At 46.0% G+C, this 18,340-nt stretch carries 16 protein-coding genes and 3 pseudogenes; 12 read left to right on the forward strand and 7 right to left on the reverse strand.

The genetic code is table 11. The features are described from left to right. Positions 1 to 42: 42 nt before the first annotated feature. A complete protein-coding gene (locus MYS68_RS33095; RefSeq protein ID WP_248929846.1) occupies positions 43 to 627 on the reverse strand; it encodes a TetR/AcrR family transcriptional regulator in 585 nt (194 codons plus the stop codon). A gap of 215 nt (positions 628 to 842) precedes the next feature. On the opposite strand from MYS68_RS33095, the gene MYS68_RS33100 reads away from it, so the two are divergent. The 4 genes and pseudogenes from MYS68_RS33100 to MYS68_RS33115 form a co-directional block, all read left to right on the forward strand. After that, entirely contained in the window at positions 843 to 1,601 is a 759-nt protein-coding gene (locus MYS68_RS33100; protein WP_248929847.1) for an SDR family oxidoreductase, read from the forward strand. A gap of 236 nt (positions 1,602 to 1,837) precedes the next feature. Continuing rightward, positions 1,838 to 1,945, forward strand: a complete 108-nt coding sequence (locus MYS68_RS38970) for a hypothetical protein (RefSeq protein ID WP_248931090.1) — start codon at positions 1,838 to 1,840, stop codon at positions 1,943 to 1,945. A 50-nt stretch (positions 1,946 to 1,995) separates the two neighbouring features. Continuing rightward, on the forward strand, positions 1,996 to 2,865 hold the full coding sequence (locus MYS68_RS33110) for an SDR family NAD(P)-dependent oxidoreductase (RefSeq protein WP_248929848.1): 870 nt from the start codon (positions 1,996 to 1,998) through the stop codon (positions 2,863 to 2,865). Positions 2,866 to 3,163: 298 nt separating this feature from the next. After that, positions 3,164 to 3,454: pseudogene (locus MYS68_RS33115) on the forward strand (SDR family oxidoreductase); the annotation flags it as partial. Between the two features lie 111 nt (positions 3,455 to 3,565). Here the strand turns inward: MYS68_RS33115 and MYS68_RS33120 are convergent. Next, the gene (locus tag MYS68_RS33120) at positions 3,566 to 3,904 is read right to left on the reverse strand and encodes a hypothetical protein (RefSeq protein WP_420852178.1); all 339 of its coding nucleotides are present in this window, start codon (positions 3,902 to 3,904) and stop codon (positions 3,566 to 3,568) included. A gap of 416 nt (positions 3,905 to 4,320) precedes the next feature. Between MYS68_RS33120 and MYS68_RS33125 the strand changes: the two genes are divergently transcribed. After that, positions 4,321 to 4,887, forward strand: coding sequence for a sigma-70 family RNA polymerase sigma factor (locus MYS68_RS33125; RefSeq protein ID WP_248929849.1), 567 nt, complete (start codon positions 4,321 to 4,323; stop codon positions 4,885 to 4,887). After that, on the forward strand, positions 4,877 to 5,734 hold the full coding sequence (locus tag MYS68_RS33130) for a hypothetical protein (protein ID WP_248929850.1): 858 nt from the start codon (positions 4,877 to 4,879) through the stop codon (positions 5,732 to 5,734). Before MYS68_RS33125 ends, MYS68_RS33130 begins: the two co-directional genes overlap by 11 nt. 815 nt (positions 5,735 to 6,549) lie before the next feature. Here MYS68_RS33130 and MYS68_RS33135 read toward each other — a convergent pair. Then, entirely contained in the window at positions 6,550 to 7,737 is a 1,188-nt protein-coding gene (locus MYS68_RS33135) for an MFS transporter (protein ID WP_248929851.1), read from the reverse strand. 247 nt (positions 7,738 to 7,984) lie between these two features. On the opposite strand from MYS68_RS33135, the gene MYS68_RS33140 reads away from it, so the two are divergent. From MYS68_RS33140 to MYS68_RS33155, 4 genes are all read left to right on the forward strand, one after another. Then, positions 7,985 to 8,929 (forward strand): LysR family transcriptional regulator, encoded by a 945-nt coding sequence (locus tag MYS68_RS33140; protein WP_248929852.1) that lies wholly within the window; start codon positions 7,985 to 7,987, stop codon positions 8,927 to 8,929. Positions 8,930 to 9,265: 336 nt separating this feature from the next. Beyond that, on the forward strand, positions 9,266 to 10,081 hold the full coding sequence (locus tag MYS68_RS33145; RefSeq protein ID WP_248929853.1) for an AraC family transcriptional regulator: 816 nt from the start codon (positions 9,266 to 9,268) through the stop codon (positions 10,079 to 10,081). A gap of 131 nt (positions 10,082 to 10,212) precedes the next feature. Then, positions 10,213 to 10,623, forward strand: coding sequence for a VOC family protein (locus MYS68_RS33150; protein WP_248929854.1), 411 nt, complete (start codon positions 10,213 to 10,215; stop codon positions 10,621 to 10,623). Then, positions 10,529 to 10,957 carry an MmcQ/YjbR family DNA-binding protein gene (locus tag MYS68_RS33155; protein ID WP_248929855.1) on the forward strand — a complete coding sequence of 143 codons (429 nt, stop codon included), beginning with the start codon at positions 10,529 to 10,531 and terminating at the stop codon, positions 10,955 to 10,957. The genes MYS68_RS33150 and MYS68_RS33155 overlap by 95 nt, the downstream gene beginning before the upstream one ends. A 190-nt stretch (positions 10,958 to 11,147) precedes the next feature. Here the strand turns inward: MYS68_RS33155 and MYS68_RS33160 are convergent, their stop codons facing one another. The 4 genes and pseudogenes from MYS68_RS33160 to MYS68_RS33175 all read right to left on the reverse strand — a co-directional run. Then, on the reverse strand, positions 11,148 to 11,735 hold the full coding sequence (locus MYS68_RS33160) for a chloramphenicol phosphotransferase CPT family protein (protein ID WP_248929856.1): 588 nt from the start codon (positions 11,733 to 11,735) through the stop codon (positions 11,148 to 11,150). Between the two features lie 264 nt (positions 11,736 to 11,999). Next, complete coding sequence (locus tag MYS68_RS33165; protein WP_248929857.1) at positions 12,000 to 13,499, reverse strand: alpha/beta hydrolase family protein; 1,500 nt, start codon at positions 13,497 to 13,499, stop codon at positions 12,000 to 12,002. A 712-nt stretch (positions 13,500 to 14,211) separates the two neighbouring features. After that, complete coding sequence (locus tag MYS68_RS33170) at positions 14,212 to 15,384, reverse strand: MFS transporter (protein WP_248929858.1); 1,173 nt, start codon at positions 15,382 to 15,384, stop codon at positions 14,212 to 14,214. Positions 15,385 to 15,423: 39 nt separating this feature from the next. Further along, positions 15,424 to 15,616, reverse strand: a pseudogene (locus MYS68_RS33175) (nitroreductase family protein); the annotation flags it as partial. Positions 15,617 to 15,813: 197 nt separating this feature from the next. On the opposite strand from MYS68_RS33175, the gene MYS68_RS33180 reads away from it, so the two are divergent. Together MYS68_RS33180 and MYS68_RS33185 are read left to right on the forward strand one after the other, a co-directional pair. Then, the gene (locus MYS68_RS33180) at positions 15,814 to 16,404 is read left to right on the forward strand and encodes a TetR/AcrR family transcriptional regulator (RefSeq protein WP_248929859.1); all 591 of its coding nucleotides are present in this window, start codon (positions 15,814 to 15,816) and stop codon (positions 16,402 to 16,404) included. A 517-nt stretch (positions 16,405 to 16,921) separates the two neighbouring features. Further along, positions 16,922 to 18,228 (forward strand): annotated as a pseudogene (locus tag MYS68_RS33185) (IS4 family transposase). Positions 18,229 to 18,340: the final 112 nt, after the last annotated feature.

The raw sequence follows: 18,340 nt of genomic DNA on the forward strand, positions 1-18,340 counted from the left end.
CTTTCCCTCTATTTGATCGCGCTGCCTGTTCGCAACATTACATTATGACTCTATTACGGGTGCTAAACCAGCGGCAACGACCACCAAAACTTCTCGCGCCATGTCTTCCGCCGATCTATGTTGCGGATGTCTGCTCCACTCGACGGCTGATCCAAAAATGCCCCAGCTTGCAATCAGTGCGGCAGTCTCCACCGTTTCTCGTGAAACGGATGGTTCCGATTGTTCACTTAACCAGGTAAATAATAGGTCATTTAGTTCCTTTTGCATCGCGACCTGAAATAACGGTTCATACTGACGATCAGCTAAAGTCATATACGGACGAGTACAGAAAAGAAAATCGAAAACGATTAAAATAAGCGTTCGCAGGCTTCCTATATCGGATAAAGCAGCATTCGGCAGCTCATTCTTCAGCTTCTCCCGGAATTTTTCCCTCATCCAGCTCTCAAGAAATGCGAATTTGTCTTCAAAATGCGCATAAAACGTGGAGCGATTTACGGTCGCGTAAGCCGTAATATCTTGTACGGTAATAGAAGAGACATTCTTCTTCTTCTCAAGCAATTCCATAAAAGCTTGCATCAATAGTTGACGCGTCCGTTTCACACGGGGATCGTTTGTGTGAGTGAGCATGTTATGCTTCTCCCTCTCTCTCAGAATATTGGTTAGCGTACGTTTTTAGGAAAACTAAAACACAACAAATAAGTACGTGTGTTGGATAAGCCACGAATGCGGTTGTTTACTGGTTGTACAACCCAAACCGCTTAGATAAGATTAACACAGACAGTGTAGTTTTTACTACACTGTTGGGTCAATCGATTGGTTCAAACCAAGGGAGGAAGATGAAAATGGAAAACAATCCAGTAAGTAAATACGCTGGCAAGAAAGTCGTGATTACGGGAGGTAGCAGCGGACTTGGCCTCGTGACGGCGAAGTTGCTAGTGGATGAAGGAGCACGCGTTCTGATCACCGGACGTACCCAGGCCAAGCTCGACTCGGCTCGTGAAAAACTCGGAAACAACGCGGTCTCATTGCTGAGCGACGCCGCGTCGTTAACGGATATCGATAAGTTGGCCGACCGGGTCAAGGCCGAGTTCGGAACGATAGACGCCCTGTTCGTTAACGCCGGCATCACGCGCTATGCTCCCTTTGATTCGACACCCGAAGAAGTGTACGACGAGTTACTTACAGTCAACGCCAAAGGTCCGTACTTCACCGTGCAGAAACTTGCCCCATTGCTAAACGAAGGAAGTGGCGTGGTGCTCACCACCTCTATCACGAACGTATTGGGTATCCCGATGATCAGTGCGTACGCGGCCAGTAAGGCAGCGCTGCGCTCCATGACTCGCAGTCTGGCCCGCGAGCTGTTACCGCGGAAGATTCGCGTCAACGCGGTCAGCCCCGGCCCCATCGACACCGGCATCTTGGAGCGGTCGATGCCGAAGGAAGCTGCAGAACAGATCGAGGCGCAGATGAAACAGCAGATCCCAATGCTGCGTTTCGGCGATCCGGTCGAGGTCGCCAAAGCCGTAGCATTCCTGGCATTTGAAGCCACCTATACCACCGGGGCTGAGTTCCCTGTCGACGGAGGCGGCTCCCAGATCTGAGCACTCTCAGTTCGCAACCGGCACGGGGCTGGCACCATGGTAGGATTCGCCGCCGTTCAGATTGCCCTCATGCGCGGTGCTCGTGTGGTCGCAACCGCTGGTGCCACCTACGCCGACAAACTCCGCGCTATGGGAACGATGGTGACCTCGTTCGCGCCAGTTACGGAGAAGTACATACCCTACGTTATGACGTTGTCGGCGACTTTGCCCAATACGCAGCAGACGGCAAGTTCACGATTCCGGTCGCCAAGACTTTCGCACTCGACGCATGGCGTTCAGCCGTCGAAATGAGTCAGAGTGGGCGTGCCCACGGCAAACTGATCCTCCTGCCCGTCTCCGACTGAAGTGCGCAAATAACTGGGGAATTTTCAGAAATATGAAGGGAGGACATGCATTGAATACAAACCAACGGGAACATATCGCACTGATTACAGGCGCAAATAGTGGGATCGGGTTGGCATTAACCCGGAAATTGCTGTCGGAGAACTGGCAGGTGGTTGCTTTGAACCGGTCGAGTTTTCCGGCGGACGACAGATTCATCCAAAATCATCTCAAGAACGGATGGCTCCGGGCCTATAAAGTGACGGATCTCACCGATTATGGCAGCTTGAGACACTCTTTGGAAGAAATCAAAAGCAAGGAGCAGCGGATCGATATTTTGTTCAACAACGCCGGAGGAGGCTTAAGTGAGCTGAGCTATTCGAAACAAGGTCGCGAAAAGCATTATGAATTGTTAACGGTCGTTCCTTATATCATTCTGATGGAATTAAAGGAACTGCTGAAAAACGGCCGCTTAAAAACGGTGATTAACACTTCATCACAGGTGCTTAGATTTACGAAGGAGTTTACGATCGAAAACCTAGAGCATCCCAAAACCTTCCGCAAAATGTTTGGCCCTTATGCGACTTCAAAGCTGGCGCTCTCGCTGTGGACTCAAGCCGTCGAACCGCAACTTGCCAAGGAAGACATCAAGATCCGCAGCGTTGACCCGGGAATTAACAATACGCTAAGAAAAGGAAAAGATTCTGGACTGACCGTATGGTTTGAACTGTTTATGAAGTTTTTTTCCTCTCCGCCTACCCATGGCGCCAACCTATTATATGAGGGAGCCCTCGGCAAACATTGCAATGAGACCGGCGTGTTTTTGTTGAAAGATCGGGTTGCGGACTTGAAATTTACAGAACATGCGCAGCGTGTGCTGGAAAGAATCTCCGATATATATAGCCATGAATTTCTTGGCGGGAGTGTTCGAGTTATTGGCTGAGTTTCAGAAGATTGTTGCTTACGAGACCATCTTCTGAATTTCGTTCTCACAGTAGGCTGGAAGCGTCTCCCCACTTATTTTCATGGAATGCCGGAGCGCTTGATGAAAAAGTTCTTTGGATCTCGCAAGTGCCGACAGCGAGGTTGTTCCATCAATGAAATGGTGCTATGTGACATAGTGATTCAAATACTTCGTAGTCACATCGCGGAAGAAGTGGAAAAAGGCTTTGAATCGATCCTATGCCAATATAGAATGTATGTTCGTTTTTTTAGTCGCCGCAAATTAATTAACCGGGTGGCGGAGCTTGTCCAAGCCGACCCGCGGCGCCGAAGTTACAGTGAACACGATCCTACCGGGACCGACCCTCTCCGAGAACGTGCAGCAGATCATTGAGAGCATTTATTCGAACGAAGAGATGACCTTCGAGGCTAAAGCGAAAGACTTTATGACGAAGAACCAGCCTCAATCCGAAATCCAACGGTTTATCAGACCTATGAAGATCGGACGATTGACTGCTTTCATTTGCAGCCCGACGGCCTCCGCCTTCAAAGGATCCCCGATCCGCATAGATGGGGGAATGGTACCAACAACGCCTCGTCGAGTGCTCGGAGGTTGTCTACGACGAAACGATCAAAAATTGACAGTGCGCTTCCTCACCGGCGTCGGGCCGGCGGGGGGCGCACTGTGCAATTCTAGGGCTTCATTTGGACTCAATTCGACCCCATGAATTGGCCTTCTCAGACAAAGTCTTTTTCACTGCAGACCAACTGGATTGCTCAATATCAAGTGCATGGCGAAGGTAAGCCCATGTGACCCGCTGGATCAGGGAAACTCGTTCTGGGTTTTCGTCCGTTGTTTCCTTGACCTCGTGCCCAGCGATTCCGCCAAGTGAGTGTTCTGCGCCGAAGAGGGTGAGCAGGCTCACGGCTCCCGGGCTGTGGAAGTAGGGGTCGGTCATCCAGTCCGGCCCGCGGACGGTCAACTGATACTTGCGCGGGATGTCGTTCTGGTCCTCGACGATCACGATGTTGGTACGCATGGCGCAGGACCATGCCGCTGCTTACTCCGACCTACAAGCTCATTGCATTGGATCTACTGGACAGGGCGATTCCGATCGGCCGGCACCTTATCGGACGCTCTGCCAACCGCTCCCGAGCGGGTATGGCGGACCTGGCATTTCGCATTTCACGCAGTCGCGGACCTTCCAGAAATGCTGATCGCCGGCCGAGATCGTGAATATCTCGATTGGTTCTTGAGGCGAAAGGCGGCTAACCCGGAGGCGTTTTCCATATGCAAATCATTTCTCCAATAAAAATAAAATCCAATTTGTTAATAGAATGATTCGTTTTCCGTATTAACTAATGTGAGGCTCATACAACCACAACAAATTGCGCAATTTGTTTTGTTAGTTGCATCTTTAAGTGAGGGGAGGGGAAATAGTTGGAGGTTACTCATGTGAATACAGGAATCAGCCATAGCATTCGTGATCTTCAAAAGGGGATCATGTCAGAAGAAAGATTTACAGTGATCTACGATGCATACTATAGCCGTGTCTACAAATATATTTGCTACCGTATCAATAACCACTATGACGCGGAAGAGATTTGCAGTCATGTATTTGAAGTAGTGATTTCAAAATACAACAGCTACTCGCCACAAAAGTCCAATTTTGAAGTTTGGTTGTTTGCGATTGCTAGAAACGCTGTAGCTGATTACTTCCGCTCACAGAAAAAAAGAGCGACATTTTCGCTGGATTCAATTCTGGACATGATTTTACCAAGGTCAACTCCAGAAGAAGTTGTCATCCTTGATGACAGCAACGAAATCTTGTACAAGGCTCTGGCAAAGCTAAGCGATAAGGAACGCAATATCATTGGCATGAAGTATGCAGCCGGGTTGAAAAACGCGGAAATTGCTGACCTGCTCGGAGTCAGCGGTTCAAATATCGGTGTAGTCCTTTACAGATGTCTAAAGAAGCTGCAACAAGAACTGGAAAAAGGAGGTTTTCAATATGAAAAATAGGAAGAATGTAGATGAATTTCCCGACTTAACCAACTTGCTTGCCAATTTGGAGCTTACTGACAAAGCCTCCAAAGACCGAATCTACCATCGTCTCACGTTCAAAATGAAATCAGGAACCATTCAACCAAATTTTATGAAAAGGGATGAGATCGTGATGAAAAAAAATACATGGAAAACTGTAACCGTAAGTGCAATGGCTGTTGCTATCTTGACAGGTGCTTTCTCGACTACCTCTTTTGCACAAAATATGACGAAGTCTATTCTGGCACGTTTTCATGTGGGCAATATGCAAATCGTCCAATACGACAAGGAGCCGACTGTAGATAATAGCGCATCTGAACAAGCAGCGGGCGATGCTTCCCGTAAGGTTCAGTTGCAGGTACGTCCTAATCTGACTGTGGAAGAGGCTCGTGCCGTATTAGGGCTAAACTTCCCAGCCCCATCTTGGCTGGCAGATTACAAGTACGTCAACACAGTCATTCATGGCAATAACATGGCGGAAGTACAGTTCAACAAAGGTGAGAAAACCGTTAACTTCCTAATTTCCAAGGGTGGCGAAAACGGCATCGGTACCACAGGCGAAGTGAAAAAAGAAGTGATCAAGGGAACCACGGTTTACTTCGCAAACGGGATTGTGATTTGGGAGAATAATGGCTTTACGGTTGAACTGTATGCACAAGACGATTTTGATACGGCAACGCTGGGCAAAATAATTGAAAGCTTCAAGGTTGGCACACCTCTGAAGAAGGAGGAAATCGAGAAAGCAAAGGAAAAAATGCAAAACACACCTCCAACAGAAGGTGCTGGCCCTGCTCCAGCCCCAGCCCCAGCCCCAGCTACTAACTAAAGAAGATGTAAGTCGCACACTATAGTTTTTATAGCGAAGGGATTCCTCTAGGGGAATTCCTTTTTGCTTGGACGCGCCATTTCCGGCCTTTATCTGGGTCAGATCCCAAGCTGGACAGTGGCGGAACGCGGAAAACGTACGTTAGCAATTGTGTTGCATCCCGATTCGATCACAAAGCGCTAAGTTGTGTTGCATTATGGCCCCAAAACGTCCATAAACAGGCTTTGCTATGCAACACAATTGACTTTGTGCCGCATTCCTTAGCGTACGTTTTACGCGGAATGTTGGCGGTACCCCATTGAGGGAAAAATAACTAACGTGACTATACAGAGGAGACAATCGAACATATGAAGATAATTTAGAGGCTGCAGGGCGTTGGTTTTTCTCTAGACGAAATGACGGTATATCCTTTTTTCGTCCATTTATCTCATCCAATCGTTGCGGTGGACACGACGTTAAGTGGATCCTAATAATAGACTTAACGAAGAAAGAGGTGTCCGCAAATGGGAGAGCAACGACAGCGTTACAACGAAGAATTTAAAAAACAGACGGTAAAGTAAGTTCAATTATTAAAACTAGGCTCTATCAATAACCTGTATCAAGCGGAAGCCGCGTTCTCGAGAGTATCGAACGCGACAATGTCAACAGCCTCGTAGAAATAACGGGAATCACTGGGGCGCTGTGGTATCGTGACTGGCTCGGTGCGCGGTGTCCGGGTGTAGAACTGGAATCCGCCACTGCAGACGGCGAGGTCTTCGAGAGAAAGTCAGGCATTGGCTGTTTGGAAGGGCAGGCGGCTGCCCGAAGCTGCAAGTTTAACTTGCTTGTTCCACCAAATCAATTGGGTTACGTCTTTTTACGGTTGCTGCAATTTGAACAACAATCATCAGCAGAACGATAACAATCATTACAACAACTGCAGACGCAAAGCTATTGGTCGCATCATGCAGCCATCCCAACATAATTGGACCGGCGGCTCCAATCACATAACCAATCGATTGTGCTTTCGCTGACCATGCGGCAGCTTCATGGTGGTTACCTGCAGCATCGATTGGAAGAAGCACGTTTAAGGGAAACAACCCTCCTGCGCCAATTCCAATAAGCGCGGAAGCCAACCAAGGTGAAACATCGACTACGAGTAAGAAAAGTCCGAGTATTTCAAACAAAGATCCAATAACCAACCACAGGCGGCGAGACGGATATTTCTTTAACAAGGAGGGTAACACCAGACTTACAGGAATTTGAATTACAAATAATATAGTTAAACTATTTGCAGCGTAAGATGTCGTGTAGCCCATGCCTTCGATAATTTGTGGAAGCCAAGCCGTAAACGAGTAGAACAATATCGCCATTAGACCAAAGGATATTGTGATTAGCCAAGCCTTGCCGTTTCTCCATGGTAATTTTACTTGCGTATTCACGGAATCCGTATGTACCGATTTTTTTACTTGCAGGTTGACGAACAGCCACCAAATACCACCGGCTATGACAGCAATAATGGCCCAAAATGCAAGGGAAGCTCGCCAGGAGTGAAATCCTTCCTGAAGCGGTATTGAAAGCCAGGTGCTGGAAGTAGAACCCAACGTAAGTGCAACTGTGTATACCGCAATCATGGACGGAATTTGTTTTGGAAAATGGAGTCTGATGAAACCGGACATCAGCGGACCTATCAATGCAATACCGACACCTGTAATGAAAGCTGTGATGAGCAGAAGAGTTGCCGAGTGAGTGAACAAACGAATAACAGTACCTACTCCAATAATCCACAGAGACAAACCAATAATCCTTTCAATTCCCCATTTACCGCCTACCTTTACGGCAATCGGAGAAAAAATCCCCATGCATAGCACCGGTATCGACGTTAACAAACTAGCTACAACTGCATTCATTCCAAGGTCTGCAGTGATGTTTCCGAGCAATGGCGCGATGGTATTAATCGCCGGACGTAAATTCAGCGCGGCTGTGAACAATGCTATTGCCAGCAGTAGTACGTTTTTTTTCATATTGCTTTACTTCCTTTCGGTAGAATGTCATTTCTTAACCGAGCCATCCCAAAGGTGGAGTAATCATATGCCAAAGTCGTGTGTCGAATATTCCACAATGAAATTAGTTTGACGGGTCACTGAAATGCTAGAACAAATCATACTTGAATAATATCGATTTATCAATTACATTGAATTTATAATTACAATTTGTTATACAAATGATATGAAGCCCTTTCGATGACTAATTATGGAGGAGTCTCACCGAATGGAACTGAGACAATTGGAGTATTTTGTTGCCGTAAGCGAAGAACTGCATTTTACCAAGGCAGCTGACAAAATCGGTATATCTCAACCCAATTTGAGTCTACAAATTAAAGCCCTGGAAGAAGAAATCGGGATGCCTTTATTCGACCGCATTGGAAAACGGATCGGACTGACTGAAGCGGGTTCGCTACTACTCAGGCACACCAGAAGCATGTTTCAAAATATCCAGAACGCACTTCACGAGATAGATGATCTTCTGCATCAGCGTGGAGGCAATCTAAGCGTCGGGGCGCTGCCATCCGAGCTTGATTTCCGTTTGACCCCGATGTTTATTAGTTTTATACGAAAATATCCCAACGTCAGGTTAAAAATAGCCTCAGAAGTGAATCTAGACGAATTAGTTCTAAGCACCGAAATTGATATCGGCATTACAGTGAAGCCTTTATTCGATCCCCGACTGGTCGTACGCCCATTAGCCCGTGAAGAGTATGGAGTCGTTGTGTCAAAAGAGCACGAGCTGTCCACAAAAGAATCCATTTCCTTGATCGAATTAAAAGAACTGCCCGTTGTTATGTATCCGAGGGAATTCTGCTGGGCACGAAAATTTGTTGAAAATTGGTGTCAACAGCATGGATTCAATTTAAATGTGCTTGTTGAAACGAGCACCCTCTCCTCCATCTTCCATTTTGTAAGAGAAAATATCGGGGTCGCTGTGGTTGCGAACTCGCTTCTCGAATCCATCGATAAACATAATTTGCGTTTTATCCCAATACATGATTATCCCCCAGTAAGGGAAATGAGCATCATTTATCGGGCGGACAAATATCTTAGTCACGCTGCACAAGCCTTTATTCATTTTGCTGAGGACGAGCTAAAAGACCGAGGGCCACATGAAATGATGCATTCTGGTACGCCATCGCCAGCCAAACATGAACCGAGAACATGACGGCGATCAGCATCGCGGTCACCGCCACATGCACGAGATCGGGCAGTTGGTGAGCAATAAACGTTTCCACTTTATCCACGTTATCTTCCAGCGTTTTCTTGACGGCTCCCGTCGAATTTCAATCGTCTCAACCACCAAGACCGAAACAAAAGGATGAATGAAAGGCAGGGAGCCTGGAGGGGAAGGGCGGAAGGGGAATAATAATATTCGTCAAATACCCCTCCAAGTTAAGAGGGGGCTGGTATAATTAAGCTATATATGCTCCATGCCGGATTGTACTGTTGATAAAATTTTGAAGACAGTTAAAAAGCTGTTACGACAAGGAGATGTTTCGGCATGATCGTGCACACCTGCAAACCCCCAAGGCTATTATCGGCATTCGTGGATTATTTTTGGTACATGGAAAGCCGAAATACTGCATGTCAAAACGAGCTTTCATTACCGGACGGTTCCGTTGATCTCATTATTGATTTAACTGCGGATAAAGTCCTCATGGCAACTGCGTCGAACGAGACATTGCGGCTCAACAATGTATTTGTCTGCGGGCCTCATTCGAGACATTTCGTGATCTACAATTCGCTTGAAACGAGAGTGATGGGCATCCATTTTAAACCGGGCGGCGCATATCCGTTTTTCGGGTATCCACTGGATCAATTACATAATGTCATGCAATCGATGGATGCGATTTGGGGGCATTTAGCCGGAGAACTGCGTGAGGAGCTGCTCGAATTGTCAACTGTCGAGCAAATGTTTCATGTGCTTACCGAGCGATTGCTGCAATTGGCGGTTAAGCCGCTTGTTATCCATCCGGCTGTTCAGTATGCGATTGAGCATTTAGGTAAGAAAAACGCGCAGACGGACCACGTTCGACACATTGTTGATCAAATCGGCATCAGTCACAGACGATTTATCGAACTGTTCCAGAGGGAAACCGGCTATACGCCAAAACGTTACAGCCGCATTCGACGATTTCAAGGGGTGCTAAGGAAAATGAATGAACGACAAAATATTATAGATTGGTCAGATATCGCGTTCGATTGCGGGTATTACGATCAGTCTCACTTTATTAAGGATTTTCGCGCTTTTTCCGGATTGAACCCGACTGATTATGAGGCGATTCCCGGGAGGCATTACAATCATGTTCACTTATGACGGATGGGGTCAATTATTTACAATACGATGTGTGATCTTTGCTGTAAAATTAAGTGGTGAACAAGCACAAAACAAGTCCGCAGCTTATCGCTTGAATGCATTTCACACTTTAACACGAGGAGGACATTGAGATGGGAAACGAGTGGACCCCTGAAAAATATTCTTCAGTTGTTCCGACACTGCGTGCAGAGCACGCCGATCGATTGTTGCATTTTTTGCAAGCCGTTTTCGATGCGGAAGTGCTTCACCGAACGACGGATGAAAAGGGAAAGGTTACGCATGCCGAGGTGCGTATCGGACATGGGATCGTTGAAGTATCGGATGCTAATGAGGCGTGGCCGGCCAATGAATCTTCACTGCATGTTTTTGTTCGCAACACGGACGAGTGCTACAGGCGAGCATTGGAGGCGGGAGCGGTTTCTCTGTATGAACCGGCGGACATGCCGTATGGAGAAAGAAGCGGTGGGATCAAAGATGAATTCGGAAACAGTTGGTTTATTGCAACATTTCAAAGAGGTGAAGGGCGTGGCTATTACGATTGACGACGTGCGCCAAATCGCGCTCTCCCTGCCGAAAACGGAAGAAGTAGAACATTGGGACAAACCGTCCTTTCGGGTCAACGGGAAAATCTATGCCGTAGTTCAAAAGGACGGGATATCCGTTGTCGTCAAATCGACAAGAGACGAACGTGAAGCGTTAACCACATTAGAACCGGAAATATATAGCGTCCCTCCGAATTTTCAACGGCTGCATTACATGATTGTCAATATGGAGCGCATTCCGAAGGACGAATTTCGCTCCGTCCTCGTCCGCGCCTGGCGCCTGGTTGCTTCTAAACACATCGTAAAAACTTATGATGAACAACGGTCAACATGATCTACCACACCTCACTTATGAACCATCAATGTTACGCCCTTCACATGTGAGGAGTGGACAATGAGAACTATTCATTCAATATATCTTCTATTTAACATTTAATTTTCTTCTCATGTGGCTTACTCATCGCTTTTCCACTCACCATTAGTTCCATTCACAAACTTCACGTTCTTAAGCGCATAATCCAAATCTAGGAAACACTAACATTTCTTTTACGTAATTTCTTAAATACCGAGTATTCCTTATTGGACTTAATAAAACTTAATATCTTTTCGGCACATTCTACTGGATTCATCTCTTCAGTATTTACTTCGAGGTCATATTCATCAATGCAATATACGTTGCTGAACTGTGAAGCTGCTAGTCCAATATTTCTATCTCCTCTTGTTTGCTCTCTTCTTATGAGTTCTTCTTTCGAGCATATTACACCTATAAATAATGTAGGCTGATCGAAAAATAGATCAAGACACAAATTAAACCACTTGTCATTTTCGATTACAGTATCTACTATTACATTCAAACCCATTTCTGAAAACAATTTAATTGTCGAATAGTACAGTGAGATTAAGGGATCAAACATTATTTGTTCGACAACTCGGTCATCTACTTCTCTTGTAGGTTCAATATCTGAAAATTTATTTTTAAAAAAGTCCTTGATAAAATCATCTACTGATAAATGATGAAAAAGAATCTCTTTCTGATTTATCAGTTCATTAGAAATACTAGTCTTCCCTGAACTTGAAGTTCCGTTCATCAATACAATGATTCCTTGCTTCAAACGAATCACCCTCACATATAAGATCTGCGTATCTTTCAGATAACGTTATGTTCACAGAGTTCATGAAATTATCCAACTCAGAAAATATTCGAGAAACGATTGAACTATCCTGCCCGTTAGCGTAGAAAAGCCACCAGTCGTTATCTTGGCAACTTCTTGTTGATGGCTTGGCACTCTCGTTCTCCGATAACGTAATGATGTTGTTTCAGTCTAAAATATCAACAATCTTATTAGCACATCAAAACCGGTAGCCTGCTCCGTACTTTATAGCGAGGTTACGAACTTCATCTCCGGAAAGTGGCTATCCGGTCCTTTCATTAAGATTCCACCTTGATTTTTCAAATACATATTGAAGAAGTCCAGCATATAGGCATTGATAACGGAGTTCGCTCTTTCGGGCGTAATCGTTCCGGTAATGCCCAGCATGTTGAAAATCGGAGAAACGAACTGGATGTCGGCAAAATTCAAATGCTCAGTATTTTCGATATAGAGAACTTGTCCCCCTTCGTCGACCGTTTCGCGCATCCGTCCAAGCTCCAACTTTTTATCTTCCGTTACTTGATCTTCCCATTCTCTTGTTGAGCCCATACGGATAAGCTCTGCATCCGTGTATACCCGGTTATCCATCACCCTTTTTAATTTTTCGAAATAGCTTTCCGAGTTGATGAACAAAAACGGCTTTCGCAGACCCTCTCGGTCACGCAGTCGATAAAGCCCTCCATCAAGGTCGACTCCAACCGCGATGCGCGGATCGTAAGAAGCGTCATAGGCCGTCGCTCCGCCGATGGAATGGCCGAACACCCCGACATGACCGATATCCATCCTCCCTTTGAGATGACTTGGAATCTGCCCCGATTGGATGAGCTCGAATTGGTCCAACGCAAACGCCACATCGTCGGTTAAAACTTTTCCCAACTTGTCGCGATTTTCTCTGCTCGTCCGGTAATCTTGGCCCGGCGAGAATAAGTCGTTGGTTGTGCCGGTCGTGATTCGCCCGTCCGGAAACTCGGTTGCAAATGTATTGTAGGTGTGGTCGATCACGGCCACAATATATCCGTGACTCGCGAGATTTTCGGCATGCAACGTGTGGAGGAACCTGGAAGAGCCGTTGCCGGGATTCGCAAGGATCAGCGGGTATGAAGTCTGCGCCGAAGAGACTTCGGCCCCCGAATAAGCATGACTGGATACGTACTTCAGGTGTTGAAAAGTAAACCCGGGAAGGCCATAGTCCGCGGCCATATAACGTAAAATCTGGGGATCGGGAACAAAGGGAGCGTACTTGCCGGTGCCGGCTTGAGCCGGATACCATACCTGAACCATCAATTCTCTCTTGCCATCTCGGGCTTCGTCGAAAATCTCTTCCCTATTCGTATCCACGAAATGAAAAGTTTGCGTTCCTACCTTTAATTCGCCAGTCGGTTCAGGTAGTTTAAATACAGGAAAAGCATACATGAGACCCGCTGTTACGACCAGCATTATTGCTATAGCGGTATAAGCTGAACCCAATATGAATCGTGGGATTTTTTGGGGACCGTTTTTTTTAAAATAGCTATAACCTGAAATGGCTAAAAATATGATCGTGATGCAATATGGGAAAAATAGCTGAACTCTGTATCCTTCCACCGTCCAATGAATGACCAGTAAAAGTGTGGCGAATCCGCTTGCAACGGATACTGGAATTCTACGCCGTCCTTTTTTTAATAGAACTGTTAATGCAAACAAGCCGATGCTTGACAATAAGAGCAACAGTTCAAACAATCTCATCTCCATTCTCCTTTTAAAAATTTCCATTTTCGTTCGTCCCAATCTTATCCTCCACGCTAGCCTTAGCCCCCCTCCTTTCGCTACTTTAGTATAGAGACGGTTTCGGAATCTAAAATGTATCAGTTAACGTCAATGTAATCTGCCCTTTAGTTGAGCAATACCGTAACAACGAAATCGGGTGATGGATCTGTTCCATCGCTACATTAACGTTCTCCGTAGCGAGCCAAGCATAATGGACTAGCTCATCGCGATTAGGCACACATGTTTGTGTCGTGGCGCCGCGACACAACCTTAAGAGAAGGAACCCCAGTGAGGGCCGAAGCGAAGCACTCATGACGCTATCAAAGCCATCTGGGACGGTCAAAATGATTTTTCCTGTTTTACCATCTTCTTACATGAGGCGAAAACTACAAAGAATTAGGTGGACAATACTTTGAAAAACGACAGCAAGAAGTAATCGTGAAACAAGCTGTTCGAAGGCTCGAGAATCTCGGATTTAGCGTAACTCTCTCTACCCCAGAGGCATCTTAATTGTCCTATCCATAAGATTGAGAAAGCGTAGTTTTTAAAAAAAAGCTCAAGGCTACGCATAGTTTCGTATTGCCATTTTTGCACCTATGCTATGAGTAATTTTCGGGGTAGAGTTTAATCCTCTATGCACTTTCCAACTTCCTCATCTATTTCTTCGCTATCATAAAAAATCATCTAAAACTTAACCCGCTGATTGAACCACCGAATGCCGTGATGCCATGCTGGACAATACAAACACAGCAATGATGGCGATGAGTACACCGAGTACCCCGAACCAGGTAATGGATGCTAAAGAAACACGGTTAACGATCAGCCCGCCGATTCCTGCGCCGACAGCCATGGCAAGCTGCATCATGGAACTGTTCAAGCTCAGCATGACGCCCGAGGAATCAGGAACAAGCGAAACCAGGTTAAATTGCTGCGCGGGAGCGGATGACCAAGCGGCAAAAGACCAGAGGATCAAAATGGCGATTACGGCAATGACCGACTGTCCGACTAAGGATAGCAAAATCAACGAAATGACGTGAAGCACCATCCCTGAAACTAGCGTGTATTTGATGCCCCGTTTATCCGCACTGTAACCGCCGACTTTCGAGCCAATCAAACTGGCAACGCCGAACACGAACAGAGCTGCGCTGATCAATGATTCATTTAAATGAGTCACCTTTAGCAGAAAAGGTGATAAGTAAGTATAGGCAAGGGAATATCCTCCCAACCAGAAAAAAGTAATCGCTAAAGCAACCAAAACTTGAGGCTTTTTTAACAAAGCAAATTGTTTGATCAAAGGGACAGGCTTGTCGCCCTGCATACGTGGTATAACCGCAGCAATGACAAGCATGGCCAAGCCCCCGACAATTGAGATGGACAGAAATACCGCTTTCCAGCCAAAAGCCGAGGCTACCATTCTGCCGAGCGGGACGCCGATGATGAGCGATGCGGTAATGCCCATGGTGACGTTGGCGATGGCGCTGGCCTGCTTACCTGGCGGAGCGATTTTGGCGGCGATGCTGAGCGCATTAACTGTGACCACCCCGGCGCCTAACGCCGTAATGATTCTCGCGGCAATGAAGAAACCGAAGCCGGACAATATAAATGTCAGCAGGTTTGCGGCAATAAAGAGGCCCAGCGAATAAAGTAGGAGCTTAAGCCGGTCCATTTTGGCCGTCAGCGCCATCAAAATAGGAGTGCCGACCGCATAGGCCAGGGAATAAACCGTAATGAGCTGGCCTGCTGCCGCAACGCTTGTTCCCAACGTCTCTGCGATTCGGTCTAATATCCCGGAAACGATGTAATTGGATGTTCCAACTAAAAAGCTGATCAAGGCTAGAACGTAAACTTTCCATGTACTCTTCATAATTCACTCTCCTAATATGTTTTAAATAGCTATATTTTTGTCGATAACGAGAAACCGCCACGGCTTCATGTTAGCAGCTGAAGGAGCCAGCGCGGGCTTGCCGTAATGTTTCGGTCAATTCCTCCCGAGAAATCTTGATCTCGGGATCATAGCTACTAACCGACAGGCGTTCTCGAATAATATCAAAAAAAAGTTGGTGCTCCCTCGTTTGCGACGGTTGTGAATCCGCCATGGTTTCCCCCCCCCCCCCCATTTTTTTGTAAAAAATGGCATTTAGCATTTTCCAATACAACATTAGTCGTTTGAACAACATTTGTTGTATTTGTATGTTATAATAACAACCGATTGGTACGCAATCATCAATAACCATAAACCGTTGTATTGACAACACCATTTCTATAATGTCGTTTTAATGGGGAGATCTTAACTATGACAATTAAAAAAAATGAAGCCGATCCTCGTGTGATACGTACACGGCGACTCCTTCAAGACGCTTTTGCTTCTTTAATTCAAGAAAAAGACTTTGAATCGATAACCGTTAGGGATATTGCAGAGAGGGCTACTGTTAACAGAGCGACTTTTTATGCGCACTTTGTAGATAAATTCGAAATTCTTGAGGCCAGGTTAATGGAATCATTTATGACAATCATAAATCGTAGAATAAGCGGTCACGAAGTATTGAATGAAGAAACAATTCAGAGTATTTTTCTGGGAGTATGCGAATTTCACAAGGGTCTAAGCACTATGTGCAAAAGAAGAAATACATCGCTTGTACATGTATTCGAAATTCAAATAAAGGAAAAAATTCAAACGATACTTCTTTCCTTTATAGACAAAGACAAGATGCTATCGAATCCAAACGCGCAATTCTTAATAAATACAGCTTCTATCATGTTAAGTTGGGGAATGTATGGGGCGGCTTACGTTTGGAACAAAGAGGGGTGTCTAATAAGTGCGGAATCATTCGTTAAACAGTCTTTGCCCTTAGTGATGAACGGAGCCAAAGAACTGCTGGGATAGGTCCTTTCGCTATTGCTCTGCCTGCCCGTTCAGATGAAACCATTGGGAAAGGGTTTATTCGTAAAGAGAAGAGAAATTTAGCCGTTATTGCGTATAAGGTGAACCGTATCATAAGTGAGGCGAAATTTTTTGCCTTAACCGCTCACGGGGCGCGGAAAGTTGCCCTGACGGTGGGGGTGGCCATCCTGTGGGAGATCGCCGCGCAGGCGGGCTCGTCGGGTTATCGCGGACGGTTCGAAGGGGGCGGGTGATGCATCGCCTATTCGTACAGTAGCCATGGCACTTATTGATCAACAAACAACCAAACGGCACAGATTTGTCATCCGGACGCCGTTTGGTTTCTATGATTCCTGTTATCTTAATTCTTTCATCTTTGCTTCTCAGTTGCATCTTTCAGCCAAGGCCACAATCCGCCGGGGATGTAATCACCATCGATGAGTATGCTCTGACCCGTAACAAAACGGGCGTTTTCGGAGAGAAGCCAGGGAGAAGTATCATTTCTTAAGTTCGGAACGATATTCCAATAAATCATTTAAAAATCGGCCACTTGCTGCGCCAGGCCGGCATTCGTAAGTCGTTCGGCATGCCAGCGCTGGAAGTTTTTCAGCTTCTGTTCACGCTTGTTTTCCAACAGCGTAATTGGTATCGCCTGTTAGAGAGTGAGCGCTCCTCGGTGCCCGGCAAGGACGTCATCTATCGTTTTCTTAACCATTCCGGCTTTGCGTGGCGTAAATTCCTTCATAGCCTAAGTCTCTTGGTTGTTCGGCGCTTCGAATCTCTCATTTCAAGTTCTCGTACTCGCGTGTTTATCGTAGACGATTCTGTTTTGAAGCGAAATCGAAGCAAGAAAGCAGAACTGTTGGCTCGCGTTCATGATCATACGACTGGCCGATTCGTCCGCGGTTACAATATGCTCACGCTGGGTTGGTCGGATGGCTTCAGTTTTGCTCCCATCGATTTTGTCATGCTCAGTTCCGCTAAGATCACCAACCGTTTTTGTGAAATAAAAGATAACTTGTCGAAGCGGACTCAAGGATATAAGCGTCGCTTGGAAGCATTCACCCGTAAGCCAGATGCGGTCGTAGAATTACTCAAACGTGCGATTCGGGCTGGTTTTGCTGCTGATTTTGTGCTCATGGATAGCTGGTTTACGCAAGCGCCACTTTTGCGAAGCCTTATGTCGGAAGGGCTTCACGTCATCGGGATGATCAAGGACATGAAGCAGCGCTATGTCTTGGGTGAAGACCTCGTCACGTTGAAGGAGCTTTACCAAAGGCTGCCGCGATCGACCAAAATAGATGTACTCGGCTCGTTTCTTGTTCAAACAGCTTGTGGACTGCCAATTCGACTCGTATTTGTGCAAAACCGTAACTGTCGTAGGGAATGGCTTGTTATCTTGAGCACCGATACCGAACTGAGCGACACGGAAATCGTGAGGATTTACGGAATGCGGTGGAGCATAGAAACCTTCTTTAAATTCATCAAATCCCATTTGAAGCTTGGGACGGAGTTCCAAGGCAGATCGTTCGATTCGCTGATTTGCCATACTACGATTGTGTTCAGTCGTTACTTGTTATTAGAATGGGAACGCCGTGCGAATCAGGATGCTCGTTCACTTGGAGGTCTCTTCTTCCTGTTTGCAGACGAAGTTCGGGAACTTGACTTCAAATCGGCGTTACAACAAATTGTGGTGTTCTTCTTGGAGTTGACCAAGACCAAGACCAATAGGGAGAGGTCTGCACTTATTAGTCAAGTCCAACAATGGATCGCTGGTTTGCCCAACTATTCAAGGGTTTACTGACTGATCTTAGCTGCGAAAGTTGAGTTAGTAATGAAAATTGATCATTCTTTATTTCTATTTGTCTCAACCCTTTCTATTCTCAAATTAGTCATAGCATTAATGAGCTCCATAGCCTGAGAGGTTTAGGGCTCACCA

The organism is Paenibacillus hamazuiensis, from assembly GCF_023276405.1.
Taxonomy (GTDB): Bacteria; Bacillota; Bacilli; order Paenibacillales; family NBRC-103111; genus Paenibacillus_AF; species Paenibacillus_AF hamazuiensis.